Here is a 14,175-nt window from a genome sequence, read left to right as displayed (position 1 = left end):
GCTCACGCGCTACCCGCGCCGGTATCGTGAGCCGCATGGTCACGGACACCAAGGACGCTCAGCGCGGCGAGGAGGTACTCGCCGTCTTCGACTCCGCATTCGGCGAGCTGCTCGCCGCGGACCCCGCCGCCTTCCGGCTGAAGTTCCGCAAGATGGCCGCCTCGGCGTTCGCCTTCTACCGCGGGACCGCCTGCCTCTACTACCACGACCTGGAGACCAACGCGGCGGGTGAGCGCGGCGACCCGTTCCTGACCGAGCAGACCGCCCGGGTCTGGATCCACGGCGATCTGCACGCCGAGAACTTCGGCACGTACATGGACGCCAACGGCCGGCTCGTCTTCAACGTCAACGACTTCGACGAGGCGTTCGTCGGCCCGTTCACCTGGGACGTCAAGCGGCTGGCCGGCTCCCTCGCGCTCATCGGCTACACCAAGGCGCTCAGCGACGAGCAGATCTCCGGCCTCGTCCGCGCCTACGCCGGCGCCTACCGCGAGCGCATCCGCGCCCTCGCCTCCGGCGCCAAGGACGACGAGGTGCCGCCCTTCACCCTCGACACCGCCACCGGCCCGCTCCTCGGCGCGCTGCGCGCCGCCCGCGCGCACACCCGCGTCGCCCTGCTGGAGTCGATGACGGAGGTACGGGACTACGAGCGGCGCTTCACCTCCGGCGGCGGGTCCATCGAGCTGGACGCGGCCACCCGCGCCCGGGTGCTCGACGCCTTCGAGGGGTACCTGGAGACGCTGCCCGCCGGCGGCCGGGAACGGCGCCCGGACGCGTACCGCGTGAAGGACGTCGTCGGCCGCCGGGGCATCGGCATCGGCAGCGCGGGGCTGCCGTCGTACAACATCCTCCTCGAAGGGCACAGCGACGCCCTGGAGAACGACATCGTCATCTACATGAAGCGCGGCCAGACCCCGGCGGTCGCACGGCACATCACCGACCCGGCGATCAGCGGCTACTTCCGCCACGAGGGGCACCGCACGGTGATCTCGCAGCGCGCGCTGCAGGCCGCGTCCGACCCGTGGCTGGGCTGGACCGAGCTGGACGGGGCGGGGCAGCTGGTCGCGGAGGTGTCGCCGTACGCGGTGGACCTGGACTGGTCGGACATCGACGACCCGGAGCAGGCCAGGGCCGTCGTGGGCGACCTGGGCCGGGCCACCGCCACCATGCACGCGGCGGCGGACGTGGCGGAGAGCGGGCACTCGCTGGTGCCGTTCTCCACCGAGCGGGCGATCGACGGGGCGATCTCGGCGGACGCCGACGGGTTCACGGAGATGCTGGTGGACTTCGCGCACGACTACGGCGTACGGGCGCGCGTCGACCACCAGATCTTCGTCGACCTCTTCCGCAACGGGCGGATCGCCGGCCTGTCGACTACTCGTCGCTAGCGCGATGGGTTTCGGCTGCCTGCCGGCCGCCCGGGCCGCGTCGACCACCGACGGCGAGTTCCACGCCGTCTACACCGCGCTGGAGGACGCGTACCGCGAGGCGGCCAGGTCCACGGAGACGTACCTGCGCTGGCTGCACCGCAACGACAACCCGCTGCCGCTCACCTGACGCCGACCGCCCGCCCGCGCGCCCACGCGCCGGGACGCCGCGGCCCGCGCCTGGTCGCGGGCGTGCACGCCGGTTTAGCATCCCTTTACCCTGGTGTCGGAGACACTCGATACGAGACACTCCCGACACCCCACCGACGATCGCGAAGGAGCAGCGTCCCGCAATGGGCGAACCTCCCAGTACCAGCCGTGCCACAGCCCGCCGGAAACCGAGTGACGGGGCGGGGGTGGCACGGTGACCGAGATCCTCCTGCTGCTCGCCGCCCTGGCGCTGACCCTGGCCTGCGCGATCTTCGTGGCGGCCGAGTTCTCCCTGACCACCGTGGAGCGCGGGGACCTGGAACGCGCCGCCGCCGCCGGTGCGCGGGGCGCCGAGGGCGCCCTGAAGGCCGTCCGCCGGCTCACCTTCCAGCTCTCCGGCGCCCAGCTCGGCATCACCGTGACCTCGCTGGTCATCGGCATGCTCGCCGAGCCCTCGCTCGCCACCCTGCTGCGCGGCCCGCTGGCCGCCCTCGGCCTGGGCGGCGCGGCCTCGCCGGTGGCGACCGTGCTGGGCGTGGCGCTGTCCACGGTGGTGCTGATGGTGATCGGCGAGCTGGTGCCGAAGAACTGGGCGATCGCCCGGCCGCTGGCCGTGGCGAAGGCGGTGGCCGGCCCGCAGCGCGGCTTCACCGCCGCCTTCGGCCCGTTCATCCGCCATCTGAACAGCACCGCGAACCGCGTCGTGCGCCGCGCCGGACTGGAGCCCGCCGAGGAGCTGGCCTCGGCCCGCACGCCCGACGAGCTGGTCTCGCTGGCCCGGCACTCCGCCGCGGGCGGCACGCTGGAGGCGGACTCCGCCGAGCTGTTCGTCCGTACGCTGCACCTGCACGAGCTGACCGCGGAGAACGTCATGACGCCCCGCGTCGACGTCAAGGCGCTGGAGTCCGGCGCCACCGCCGCCGACGCCGCCAACCTCGCCCACGCCACCGGACTGTCCCGCTTCCCCGTCTACGCGCACAGCCTGGACGAGGTCGTCGGCACGGTACACATCCGCGACGTGCTCGCCCTCGAACCCCGCGCCCGGGCCGCGACGGGCGTCACCGAGCTGGCCACGGAGCCGCTGCTGGTGCCCGAGACGCTGCCCGCCGACCGGCTGCTGGAGCGGCTGCGGGAGCGGCGCACGATGGCCGTCGTCATCGACGAGTACGGCGGCACCGCGGGTGTGGCCACGATGGAGGACATCGTGGAGGAGGTCGTCGGCGAGGTACGCGACGAGCACGACCCGGTAGAGCTGCCCGACCTGCAGCCGGCGGGCGTCGGCGCGGACGGCCGGCCCGGCTGGGAGGCGGACGGCAGCGTCCGCCTGGACCAGCTCGCGGAGCTGGGCCTGGACGCCCCGGAGGGGCCGTACGAGACGGTCGCCGGGCTGATCGCCACGCAGCTGGCCCGCATCCCCGCCAAGGGCGACGCGGTGCACCACGGCGGCTGGCGGCTGGAGGTCCTGGCCGTCGAGCACCACCGCGCGGACCGGGTACGCATCACGGCTCCCGCCGGCGACACAGCCGGCGCAGGCGGCACAGGCGGCACAGGCGGCACAGGCAACGCGGCGGGCACGGTCAACGCGCCCGGGCCCCGCCGGGCCGCCGAGGAGGTCCGCCGGTGACCGCGCTGCAGCTGTGGATCGGCGCCCTGACGCTGGTCACGAACGCCTTCTTCGTCGGCGCGGAGTTCGCGATGATCTCCGTACGGCGCAGCCAGATCGAGCCGCAGGCCCGGCGCGGGCACAAGCGCGCCCGCATCACGCTCTACGGCCTGGAGCACCTCTCGGCGATGATGGCCACCGCCCAGCTCGGCATCACCGTCTCCTCGCTGGTGCTGGGCGCGGTCGCGGAGCCGGCCATCGCTCACCTGCTGGAGCCCGCCTTCGCGGCGGCGCACGTGCCGCACGCCGCCGTGCACCCGATCGCGTTCGTCATCGCGCTGACGGTGGCGACGTACCTGCACATGCTGGTCGGCGAGATGATCCCGAAGAACATCGCGCTGGCCGCGCCCGTGCCCACGGTGCTGCTCCTCGGCCCGCCGCTGGTCGCGGCGACCCGCACGCTGCGGCCGGTGGTCTTCGGCATCAACGCCTTCGCGAACGGGCTGCTGAAGCTGCTGCGGGTGGAGCCGAAGGACGAGGTGGCCGCCGTCTTCACGGACGACCAGCTCGCCCGGATGGTCACCGACGCCAGCCAGGCCGGGCTGCTGCAGCCGGCCGACGGCGAGCGGCTGCGGGACGCGCTGGAGCTGGGCACCCGGCCGGTCGGCGAGATCCTGGTGCCCGCGGGCACCATGACCGCCGTCGACGAGACGATCACCCCGGCCCGGCTGGAGCGGGTGGCCGCCGAGGCGGGTTTCTCCCGCTTCCCGGTCACCGACGCCGGCGGGGCGCTGCTGGGCTACCTGCACATCAAGGACACCCTCGGCGTGACGGAGCGGGACGCGCCGTTCCCGCATACGGCGCTGCACCCGATGACCCGGGTGGCCAGCGACACCCCGCTCGACGACACACTCACCGCGCTGCGCGCCGCCGGCAGCCACCTGGCCGCCGTCACCGGCGACCAGGGGCGGGTGCTGGGCTTCGTCACCATGGAGGACGTCCTGTCGGAGCTAGTAGGCCCCGCACCGGCCGCGGCGTGACACGCGACCCAGCGAGATCCAACGACAGACCCTGGCGGAGGGGACGGCCGGTGGGCGGCGGCGCGTGGGAAAACCCCTCGTGTGCGGGGACCGGCCGCGGTACGGTCGCGCTCTCGGCGACGGCGGGAGGCGGCTCATGCACGGTCGGCACCCCGGCGTGCCCGCGGGCGCCGCCGCCGCGGCGTCCCCCGGCCCCGGTCTGGAGCTGTTCTGTGACGAGTCCGGCTACGAGGGCGAGAACCTCGTCGGCGGCATCACCGACGTCTTCGCCCACGCCGGCGTGACGGTCCCGGCCGCGGACGCGGCCGAGTGCATCCGGGAGCTACGGGACCGCATCCGCTCCCCCGCGACCGTGTACAAGGCGAACCACCTGCAGCGCGAGAAGCACCGCGGCACGATGCTGTGGTTCCTCGGCCCCGCCGGCCCCCTCCCCGGCCGCGCCCGCGTGCACCTGACCGAGAAGGCGTTCTTCGCCGTCGCCCGCATCGTCGACCTGCTGGTCGCCCGGACCGACCCGGCGGACGCCGCGGCGATGCTGCGCGGCGTGCACGCGCGCGGGCCGGCGGGCGCGCTGTACCGCGAGGGCCCGCTCGTCTACGGCCCGGAGCGCTGGCAGGCGTTCCTCGCCTCGTTCAACGAGCTGATGTGGGTCAACACCCGCCGCGGCGCGGATACTTCGGCCGACGGTTTCTTCCAGCTGGCCGACGCGCTGCACCGCGACGGGGCGCCGGGCGAGGCCGGGCGCATCCTGCGGTTCGTAGGGCAGGCCGGGGCGCGGGTGGCGGAGCTGCGGACCGCGCTCCTGGAAGACCCGCGGACGGTGCCCACGCTGGACTCGCTGCTGCCGGCGCTCGCCGCGGCGGTCGCGTACTGGGGGCGGGACGGCGCGGCGGTGACCGTCGTGCACGACCGGCAGACGGCGCTGACGGAGGAGCGGGTGGCGCGGCTGTACGAGGTGTGCCGGCCGCCCGGCGCGCGGCTGCGTACGCTGCGCTTCATCGACGCGGAGACCGATCCGCGGGTGCAGCTCGCCGACTTCCTCGCCGGGATCGCGCGCAAGCGGGCCTCCGACGCGCTGGCGGGGCTCGCGGACCCCGAACTGGACGAGCTGCTGCGCCCGTACGTCGACCCGGCCTCGGCGTGGGGCGACGAGCGCACCTGGGCGCTGCTCGCCCCGGAGTCCGGCCGGCGGGCGGGGCTCACCTCGGCGTGACGGCGGTCCGCCGGCGAACGGGCCCCGGACGAACGGGCCCCGGACTAGCCGGTCCCGGACTAGCCGGTTCCGGACGACCGGGTCCCCGGAAGGCCGTGGCCCGGGTGCCGGTCGGCTCAGCGCGGGGTGGCCGCCAGCCGTACGGCCAGGCCCGCGAAGACGGTGCCGCTGAAGATGTTGAGCCCGCGCGCCAGCCGGCGGCTGCGGCGCAGCGCCCGCGACAGCCGGCCGGAGAGCAGGCCGACGGAGCCGTCGACGCAGAAGCCGACCACCACGCCGGTGACGCCGAGGACGAGCAGCTGCAGCGGCAGATGGCCGCGGTCCGGGTCCACGAACTGCGGCAGGAACGCGATGTTGAACATGATGACCTTGGGGTTGAGCAGGTTGGTGATCATGCCCTGCCAGAACGCCCGCCGCGGCCGTGGCCCGGTCCGCCGGGCGTCGGCGCCCTCGGCCGCGTCGTCCTCGCCGCCGGGCACGGAGCGGTCCCGGAAGGCGCGGACCGCGAGGTAGAGGAGGTAGGCGGCGCCGAGCCAGCGGAGCACGTGGTAGAGCACCGGCAGCGCGCCGAAGAGCGCGGACAGCCCGAGGGCGGCGGCGCACGCGTGCACGAGCATGCCGCAGGCCACGCCCGCCGCGGCCATGACGCCCATGCCGGAGCCGCCCCGGCCGCCCATCGCCACGATGAACATCATGTCGGGGCCCGGGGTGATGGAGAGCACGAAGATCGCCCCGATGAAGGCGGCGAGGAGGGACATGTCGACCATGGCGGCGATACTCGCACCGCGCCCCCGCGCCGGGCGACCGATTTCCGCGCCGGTCCGCCGCCGTCGTACCCGTACGGCCTTGGCGCCTGCCGGCGTCCGGCCGCGTGCGAGGGTCGTGTCCCACGGTGTGGTGGGGGGACGCGCGTCCGCGGTGCGGCCGTCCCGCGCCCGGACGCCGTCCCCCGTGCCGGCGCGGCGAGGAAGCCGCCGCCCGCGGGGAATCGCGCCCCCGGCGGGCGCACGCTCCACAGATGAATGCTTCGGCCTGCGGAGTCGCAGCACGGACCAGCTTCACCGCGTGGCGCGACGCGATCCGTTCGACCGCCGAACGCCACCTGAACGCCGCCTGAACGCTCGCCTCCGCGGGGCTGCTTCGCCGCCCGATCCGCAGCCGTCTAAGGTTGTCTGCCACGACCACCCCGGACCCCGGTGGGCCGTCGCCGGAGCACGAGCGAGCGCCCATCGCTGGGAGCACGTCCCGCCGCGCGCTCACGCTCGACCGGGAACCACTCCCGAGTTCAGCCCCCGTACCCGCTTGCGGGCAGCGGGTCGCGTGTGCTCTCCGGCGGCACGTACGGCCGCACATCCGGCCGGCACAGGAGCCGCGAAACGAGGTGACGACCCATGTCCGAGGAGTCGCGAGAGGAAGGTCTGGCCGCCGCGTTCGTCGAGCTGGCCGACACCCTCGTCAGCGATTTCGACGTCGAGCAGCACGCGCGCAGGCTTGCGCGGCACTGCGCCCGGCTCGTCGACGTCACGGCCGCGGGAGTCGTCCTGGCCGCCGGCGGCGGTGCCGCGCCGACGGCCTCGGCCTCCGACGAGCGCACGCGCGCCCTGGAGTTAGCGGGCGTGAAGTGGGGCGAGGGCCCCGCGGTCGACTGCTGCCGCACCGCCGGGCCGCTGCCGGCCACCCCGCTCGCGCACCCGCGGGCGCGGGCCGACTGGCCCCGCTTCACCGGCCGGGCGCTGGAGCTGGGCTTCGCCCTCGTCTCCGCCGCCCCGCTGCGGGTACGGGGCACGGCGGTCGGCGCGCTCACCCTCTTCCACGACCGGCCCGGCACCCTGCACGCCGCACAGCTGCGCCTGGTCCAGGCGCTCGCCGACGTCGCGACGATGGGCATCCTGCAGCAGCGCGCGGTCGCCGAGCAGACCGCCGTCGCGGCACAGCTGCAGAACGCCCTCGACTCGCGCGTCGTCATCGAGCAGGCCAAGGGCGCGCTCTCCCAGCGCCGGAGCATCGCCGTCGACGAGGCGTTCCGCTTGCTGCGCGGGCACGCCCGCAACACCCGCCGGCCGCTGACCGACGTGGCCCGCGAGGTGGTCGAGAACGGGCTCGACCCGGCGGCGCAGGACGGCTGAATCCCGCCGGTGCGGCGGCTGGCCGGGGCCGGTCGGAGTCGCCGGAGCCGGTCGGACCGGTGGAGGCGGTCAGGACAGGGCGAACGTCGGCGGCACGCTGGGCAGCTCCATCGCGGCGTCCAGGAACCGGTCCTCGCGCGGCGGCAGGAACTGCAGCGTGCTCGCGTGGGCCGGGCCGTCCGCCGTCATCGCCCACAGGCACAGCATCGCCGCCGGCCGCCCGGCGGGGTCGGGCGACGCCTCCAGCGTGGCATACCGCACCGGCGCCCCCAGCGGCGCCGTGACCAGCACGAAGTGCGCCTCGGGCGGCGCCACCGCGGGCGGCAGCGTGACGAGGACGGAGTCGTGGCCGACGAGCCGGCCCGCCGGCCACTCGCCGGCGAGCCGCTCCGCGGCGGGCAGGCCCGCCCCCGCCCGCCGCCACAGCGCGCGCAACCCGGCGTCCAGCGAGCCGTCGAGCGCGGCGGCGAGCAGGCGCTCCGGTGCGGTCAGGGCGACATCGCGGAGCACGGCGTGGGCGAAGGCGTAGTGCTGTCGTCGAGCATCCGAAGCATTCATACATCAGTTCTATCCGAGCCCACTGACAACGCCCCCGAGCCCGGCGGCCGTTCGGATCAGGGCAGGGTGAGCCCGTACTCCTCAAGCGCGGGGACCACCGGCTGGTAGAACGTCTCACCGCCGACGCTGCACGTGCCGTTCGCGCTGACGATGATGCCGAGCGCCGTCCCGCCGGAGAACGCGGGCCCGCCGCCGTCGCCGGGCTCGACGCAGACGTTGGACTGGAACAGGCCCGTCACCGTGCCCTCGGGGTAGCTGATGGTGATGTCCATCGAGGTGACCGTGCCGCAGTGCAGACCGGTGCTGCGGCCGGCGTGGCACACCTTCTGCCCCACGCCGGGTTCCGCGGCGCCGGTGATCCCGATCGCCTGGCCGGATCCGGAGGAGATCTCCCCGGGGTAGGTGAAGTCGGGGTTCGTGTAGTGGATCAGGGCGAAGTCGCTGCCGGGGAAGTGCACGTCGTCGGTCCGGCCGACCTCCACCGTCCGGGCCGCGTCCGCGTACCAGACGGTGCCCGCGTCGCGGACGCAGTGGCCCTGCATGAGGGCGTAACGCTCCGTGCCGCGCCCGGCGTTGAAGCCGACCGGGCAGGACAGGCCGGTGCTGCTGTAGAGCGTGTCGCCGCCGCGGACGGCCTGTTCCTGCGCCCCGGCGGCGGGCGGGGCGAGGGCGGTGAGCACGGCGAGGAGCAGGGCGGCGAGCACCGCCGCCGGCGCGTAGAGCCGCGGAGCGGCGGGGTGCGGGGTGAGCGGAGCGCGACGTGGGTTCACGGATCCTCCCGTCGTGGGGTCGGCGAGCGCATTGTCGCGCAGGGCCGACCGCCCCGTACAGAAGAGCCGTTCGGCCCTATGGGGGTACGCGGCCCGCGGGGCATGCTGGTTCCGCCTCGGCGAGCCGTGGCGTGGGGGGTGAGGGCCGGTACGGTGCCGACGGCGGCTCCGTACCGGCTCACCTTCGTCCGCCGCGCCCCGCGATCCGTCCCGTACGCGCCGCCCCTACGCCCCGTACACGTACGCGCGCGCGTGTACGCACAGGCGGACGGCCCGCCCGCTACCGCTCGGACGGCCCCGCGCTCCCCTGCCGCCAGTACGGCTCCACCCGCGCCCAGTCCCGCTCCCACTCCTCCGCGCGCCTGCGGTCCAGCCGTACGCGCACCACGGTCCGGCAGCCGAACGCCAGGCACCCCACCGCCCCGGCCACGGCGCCCGCCGCCATGGCGCTCTGCACGCCGGTGTCCACTCGCGGCGGGGGCGGGTCCACGGCGCGCCGACCCGTCGAGTCCGTCCAGATCTCCGCGTGCGCGCCCTTGGGCAGCCCGCCGGTCACCCGGGTACGGCCGGTCTGCGGCAGGCCGTCCGCGTCCCGCCAGCGCACCTTGGCGAGCGTCTTGCCGCCCGACCACGCGTCGGCCCGCAGCATCGAGGGCGCCGGCGCGTCCTGCAGCAGCACCGCCGTCGTACGCTCCCGCTCCGCGCTCCGGCTGCTCAACTCCTCGTGTACGGCGGACGCCCCGGCCCAGCCGGCCGCGGTGCCGCCGATGGCGAACACCGCGAAGGCACCGAACGTGGCCCAGCCCTCCAGCACGTCCGTACGCCGCCTGAAGGGGTTGCGGCGACTCCACACCCTGCGCACCGGGCGGTACCCCTCGCGCCCCATGCCCGCGTCCGCGGCCATCGGCACCCCCAATCCCGCTTCCCTTACGCCCGAGTAAAGGGTCTCTTACCGACTGTCGCACCTTCGGCCCGGTTCCGGCGAGAACGCGGCGGGGACGGTCCCACGGCCGTAGCATCCGGGTGCCCGGGCCGCGCCGACCATGGGCCCGTTCGGCCCTACCCCCGGCCACGGCGGCCGAGGACGATCGAGCCAGCCGCACAGCAGCTGAAAGGTGCCCGACGTGTCAGTGGAAAGGCAGTTCTCTGCGGCCCGCCCCATCAGGGTCTTCCTCGTCGACGACCACGAAGTCGTCCGCCGCGGCCTGCGCGACCTGCTGGACGCCGAGCCCGGCATCGAAGTGGCGGGCGAGGCCGGCACGTTCGAGCAGGCACTCGCCCGCGGCCCGGCGCTGCGGCCCGACGTCGCCGTGCTGGACGTGCGGCTGCCGGACGGCGACGGGATCGGGGTCTGCCGCGAGCTGCGCTCGCGGATGCCCGAGCTGGCGTGCCTGATGCTGACGTCGTTCGACGACGACGACGCGCTGCTGGACGCCATCATGGCGGGCGCCTCGGGGTACGTGCTCAAGCAGATCAAGGGCGGCGACCTCGTCTCCGCGGTACGGACCGTGGCCTCCGGGCAGTCCATGCTCGACCCCGCCACCACGGCCCGGCTGATGACCAGCCTGCGCCGCGACGACGCCCCGTCGACGCCGGAGAACGACGTGCTCGCCGCGCTGTCGCCGCGTGAGCTCGACGTACTGGAGCTGATCGGCGAGGGTCTGACCAACCGGCAGATCGGCCTGCGGCTCTATCTGTCGGAGAAGACCGTGAAGAACCACATCTCGCGGCTGCTCTCCAAGCTGGGCGTCGAACGCCGCATCCAGGCGGCGGTGCTGGCCAGCAAGACCCGCCGGCCCCCGGACGCGTGACCGGCCGGCGCCCGGACGCCGCGCCGCCGGTGGCGCCCCGCGGGCGCTTCCGTACGGCGCCGCTCACCCCCGGTCACGGTCCGGAGCGCTCCCGTCCGCATCGTCCGCTCCGTCCTCCCGCCCGTCCCGCTCCGCCGCCGCACCGCCCCGGTCCTGCGCTGCCCGGCGGTCCAGCGGCACCCGCCACACCAGGCGCGTACCGCCGCCCGCCGGCGGGTCCAGGGTCAGCTCGCCGCCGAGTTCCCGGGCCCGCTCCGCGATGTTGGCCAGCCCGCTGCGCCGCCCGCCGCGCGGCAGCCCGCGCCCGTCGTCGGTCACCGTCAGCGCGACCAGCCCCTGCCCGGCGATCACCGTGACGTCGACGGCCGACGCGCCCGCGTGCCGGGCGGCGTTGGACAGCGCCTCACCCAGCACCGCGACGAGGTGGTCGGCGACCGGCGCCGGCACGTCCGTGTCGAGCAGCCCCTCGGTGCGTAACGCGGGCGTGAAGCCCAGGGTGGCGACGGAGTCCTTGACCTGCCTGAGCACGCGCAGCCGCAGCCCCTGGGCGCTCGGCCCGTCGTGCCGGCGCAGGCCGAAGATCGTGGTACGGATGATCTTGATGGTGTCGTCCAGGTCGTCCACGGCGCGCAGCAGCCGCTCCGCGCCCTCCGCATGCGTCACGAAGCGCACCGCGCTCTGCAGCGTCATGCCGGTGGCGAACAGCCGCTGGATGGCCAGGTCGTGCAGGTCCCGGGCGATGCGGTCGCGCTCCTCGTAGAGCGCGAGCTGCTCGGCGTCCCGGCGCCGCTGGGCCAGCTCCATGGCCACCGCCGCCTGCCCGGCGAAGCCCACGAGGGCGTCGGTCTCCTCCGGGCCGAAGCGCTCGCCGCCCGCCTCGCGGGCGACGAGCAGCACGCCGCGCAGCCCGTCGCTGGTGCCGAGCGGCACGGCGACCGCCGGGCCGAGGCCGCTCATCGGCAGCACGCTGTCGCGTACCCGCGGGTCCTGCGTCAGGTCGTCGCTGATCGCCAGCTCCACCCTGGTGAACGCCGCGCCGGACAGCGTGCCCTTCATGGGCAGCGTGCGCCCTTCCAACTCGTCCGCGGCGGTGCCCTGGGCGAGCACGATACGCAGCTCGTCGGCGCCCTCGGCGGGCAGCGCGACGGTGCCGAGGCGGGCCTTGAGAATGCTGCGGGCCCGGTCCAGCATCAGGCCCAGCACCTCTTCCTCGTGAGCGCCGGAGAGCAGGGTGTTGGTCACCTCGCCGCCGGCCTCTATCCAGCGCTGCCGGCGGCGGGCCTCCTCGTACAGCCGGGCGTTCTCGATCGCCACGCCCGCGGCCACCGCGAGCGTCTGCAGGACCGCCTCGTCCTCGCGGTCGAACTCCTTGGCGCCGCGCTTCTCCGTCAGATAGAGGTTGCCGAAGACCTCGTCGCGGACCCGGATGGGCACGCCCAGGAAGGAGTGCATCGGCGGGTGGTTGTCCGGAAAGCCGTACGAGGACGGGTGGTCCTGCAGTTCCTGTATGCGCAGCGCCTCCGGGTGCCGGATCAGCTCGCCGAGCACACCGTGGCCGCGCGGCAGCGGGCCGATCTCCTTGTACTGCTCGACCGAGATACCGACCTGGATGAACTGCGCCAGCCGCTCGCCGCGTTCGATCACGCCGAGCGCCCCGTACTCGGCGTCGACGAGCACCACCGCGGCCTCCACGATCCGCCGCAGAACCTGGCCCAGATCCAGCTCCCTGCCGACCGTGAGCACCGCCTCCAGCAGGCTGTGCACGCGGTCCTGGGTGCCGCGCACCTCGTCGATGCGCAGTTGCAGCTCGTCGAGGAGCTGGTCGAGCTGGAGCCGGGGCAGCTGCCCGCCTCCGTGTCCGCTTGTCGCCATCGCATCCCCCACAGGACCCCGGGTGGTCAGACAGCACCCCCCTGCACCACCGTAGCCAGGTCGTCACGCTCCGGGAGCCGTTCCCGGTCACCCGAATGCACGACGCGGCGAGAGGCTGCGGAAAGCCTCACGCACTGTGGACGCCATGAGCGATGAGCGAGCCCGCGACGAGGAGAGGAACAGCGCCCGCCGGGCGCCGCGCGGCCGGGCGGCGCCCGGGAGGCCGGCCGGCGGCCCGGACCGGGGCCTGGGCCTGGGCCGGGAGGGCCACGGCGGGGTACTGCTGCCGGACGTGCACGAGGAGCGCGAGGCGGGCGAGGAGGGCGGCAAGCGCGCGGAGCGGCGCGCGGCGCGCGGGCGCGACCCGCATGACGACGAGGACGAGCCCGAGGATGCCTCGGACCGCTAGCGGCCGGGAACGCGGGACGGGGCGGGGTTCCGCTCGGCGAGCGGACTGTCGGTGCCCGGCCTTACGGTGGGCGCATGGCAGAGAACGAGACCCTGGCCCTGCACGCCGCCGCGCTCGACCTGTTCGCCGGGTACGTCCACCGGATACGGCCCGACCAGTGGTCGCGGCCCACGCCGTGCACGGACTGGAGCGTGCGGGATCTCGTCAACCACCTGACCGTGGAGCAGCTGTGGGTGCCGCCGCTGCTCGCCGGGGACACGGTCGAGGAGCTGGGCGACCGGTTCGACGGCGACCAGCTCGGCGACGACCCGGTGGCCGTCTGGGACGACGCCGCGGCCGAGGCCCGCGCCGCCTTTTCAGGGCCGGTGGCCCTCTCCCGTACGGTGCACCTGAGCTACGGGGACAGCCCCGCCGAGGCGTACTGCACGGAGATGGCCGTGGACGCCGTCGTGCACTCCTGGGACCTGGCCCGGGGCATCGGCGCGGACGACGTACTGCCCGCGGAGCTGGCGGAGTTCGCGCTGCAGCAGGTGGAGCCGCAGACCTCGATGCTGGCGGCGAGCGGGCTCTTCGCCGACCCGGTGCCGGTGCCGGCGAACGCCGACGCGCAGACGCGGCTGCTGGGCCTGACGGGCCGCCGCGCCTGAAGCGGCGGGGCGCCGCGGTCCGGCGCCCGTTGCTTCTCCGGGTCTACGTGCCGGCGCGCTGCGGGGCCGTGAGGATCGTGCCCTGCGCCACCGCGCACAGCTCACCGCGGCCCGCACCGTCCCCGGCGCGCCCGCCGTCTCCGCCGCCCGCGCCGCCGGTTCCGTTCACCACGTAGATGTCGCAGCGGCAGACCGCCTGGCGCCGGCCCGCGTGCATCACGTACGCCTCGGCCCGCAGCGTGCCGTCCCGCGCCGGCCGCAGGTACTGGACGGAGAAGCCGCCGGTGATGACGGCCGGGCCCAGGACCGTCCCGGCGGCGAACGTCAGCGCGTTGTCGGCGGCGTAGGCGAGCAGCCCGCCGTGCGCGTAGCCGGACTGCTGCCGCAGGTCGTCGCGGATGTCCACCTCCAGCGTCGCGGCGCCGTCCGCGAACGCGGTGATCCGGGCGCCGAGCAGCCGGCTGAACGCCTGCTCGTCGAGCACCTTCTGGGCGAAGTCGATCCCGAGGTCCGTCATGTGACCCAACGGTAATGTCTGGTGGGCCGCGC

The 14,175-nt window shown here is 74.9% G+C and carries 15 protein-coding genes; 9 read left to right on the top strand and 6 right to left on the bottom strand.

All coding sequences use genetic code 11. The annotated features are described in order from the left end of the window. Positions 1-35: 35 nt before the first annotated feature. The 5 genes from T328_RS29005 (at position 36) to T328_RS28985 (ending at position 5,433) form a co-directional block, all read left to right on the top strand. Complete coding sequence (locus T328_RS29005) at positions 36-1,388, top strand: DUF2252 domain-containing protein (RefSeq protein WP_496499169.1); 1,353 nt, start codon at positions 36-38, stop codon at positions 1,386-1,388. A 4-nt stretch (positions 1,389-1,392) separates the two neighbouring features. After that, the gene (locus T328_RS29000) at positions 1,393-1,557 is read left to right on the top strand and encodes a hypothetical protein (protein ID WP_496499168.1); all 165 of its coding nucleotides are present in this window, start codon (positions 1,393-1,395) and stop codon (positions 1,555-1,557) included. A 234-nt stretch (positions 1,558-1,791) separates the two neighbouring features. After that, on the top strand, positions 1,792-3,201 hold the full coding sequence (locus T328_RS28995; RefSeq protein ID WP_496499167.1) for a hemolysin family protein: 1,410 nt from the start codon (positions 1,792-1,794) through the stop codon (positions 3,199-3,201). Beyond that, positions 3,198-4,220: a hemolysin family protein gene (locus tag T328_RS28990; protein ID WP_496499166.1), complete on the top strand. Its 1,023-nt coding sequence runs from the start codon at positions 3,198-3,200 to the stop codon at positions 4,218-4,220. Before T328_RS28995 ends, T328_RS28990 begins: the two co-directional genes overlap by 4 nt. Before the next feature lie 136 nt (positions 4,221-4,356). Beyond that, positions 4,357-5,433: a hypothetical protein gene (locus tag T328_RS28985; protein ID WP_496499165.1), complete on the top strand. Its 1,077-nt coding sequence runs from the start codon at positions 4,357-4,359 to the stop codon at positions 5,431-5,433. A gap of 116 nt (positions 5,434-5,549) precedes the next feature. On the opposite strand, the gene T328_RS28980 is transcribed toward T328_RS28985, so the two are convergent. After that, positions 5,550-6,200, bottom strand: a complete 651-nt coding sequence (locus tag T328_RS28980) for a LysE family translocator (protein ID WP_496499164.1) — start codon at positions 6,198-6,200, stop codon at positions 5,550-5,552. A gap of 624 nt (positions 6,201-6,824) precedes the next feature. On the opposite strand from T328_RS28980, the gene T328_RS28975 reads away from it, so the two are divergent. Further along, the gene (locus T328_RS28975; RefSeq protein WP_496499163.1) at positions 6,825-7,559 is read left to right on the top strand and encodes an ANTAR domain-containing response regulator; all 735 of its coding nucleotides are present in this window, start codon (positions 6,825-6,827) and stop codon (positions 7,557-7,559) included. A gap of 69 nt (positions 7,560-7,628) precedes the next feature. Here the strand turns inward: T328_RS28975 and T328_RS28970 are convergent, their stop codons facing one another. The 3 genes from T328_RS28970 to T328_RS28960 form a co-directional block, all read right to left on the bottom strand. Then, the gene (locus T328_RS28970) at positions 7,629-8,117 is read right to left on the bottom strand and encodes a hypothetical protein (RefSeq protein ID WP_496499162.1); all 489 of its coding nucleotides are present in this window, start codon (positions 8,115-8,117) and stop codon (positions 7,629-7,631) included. Positions 8,118-8,173: 56 nt separating this feature from the next. Next, the gene (locus T328_RS28965; RefSeq protein ID WP_496499161.1) at positions 8,174-8,887 is read right to left on the bottom strand and encodes a S1 family peptidase; all 714 of its coding nucleotides are present in this window, start codon (positions 8,885-8,887) and stop codon (positions 8,174-8,176) included. Positions 8,888-9,167: 280 nt separating this feature from the next. Next, positions 9,168-9,797, bottom strand: coding sequence for an Rv1733c family protein (locus T328_RS28960; RefSeq protein WP_496499245.1), 630 nt, complete (start codon positions 9,795-9,797; stop codon positions 9,168-9,170). Between the two features lie 205 nt (positions 9,798-10,002). On the opposite strand from T328_RS28960, the gene T328_RS28955 reads away from it, so the two are divergent. Continuing rightward, on the top strand, positions 10,003-10,698 hold the full coding sequence (locus T328_RS28955; RefSeq protein ID WP_496499160.1) for a response regulator: 696 nt from the start codon (positions 10,003-10,005) through the stop codon (positions 10,696-10,698). A 63-nt stretch (positions 10,699-10,761) separates the two neighbouring features. On the opposite strand, the gene T328_RS28950 is transcribed toward T328_RS28955, so the two are convergent. Beyond that, positions 10,762-12,570 carry a sensor histidine kinase gene (locus T328_RS28950; protein ID WP_496499159.1) on the bottom strand — a complete coding sequence of 603 codons (1,809 nt, stop codon included), beginning with the start codon at positions 12,568-12,570 and terminating at the stop codon, positions 10,762-10,764. A gap of 145 nt (positions 12,571-12,715) precedes the next feature. On the opposite strand from T328_RS28950, the gene T328_RS28945 reads away from it, so the two are divergent. Further along, the gene (locus T328_RS28945; RefSeq protein ID WP_496499158.1) at positions 12,716-12,979 is read left to right on the top strand and encodes a hypothetical protein; all 264 of its coding nucleotides are present in this window, start codon (positions 12,716-12,718) and stop codon (positions 12,977-12,979) included. Between the two features lie 74 nt (positions 12,980-13,053). Continuing rightward, on the top strand, positions 13,054-13,626 hold the full coding sequence (locus T328_RS28940; protein ID WP_496499157.1) for a TIGR03086 family metal-binding protein: 573 nt from the start codon (positions 13,054-13,056) through the stop codon (positions 13,624-13,626). Between the two features lie 43 nt (positions 13,627-13,669). Here the strand turns inward: T328_RS28940 and T328_RS28935 are convergent, their stop codons facing one another. After that, on the bottom strand, positions 13,670-14,143 hold the full coding sequence (locus T328_RS28935) for a PaaI family thioesterase (RefSeq protein WP_496499156.1): 474 nt from the start codon (positions 14,141-14,143) through the stop codon (positions 13,670-13,672). Positions 14,144-14,175: the final 32 nt, after the last annotated feature.

It is taken from the genome of Streptomyces sp. CNX435, assembly GCF_059570575.1.
Note: the sequence above shows the minus strand (reverse complement) of the source record. Positions and strands in the feature narration are given on the sequence as shown.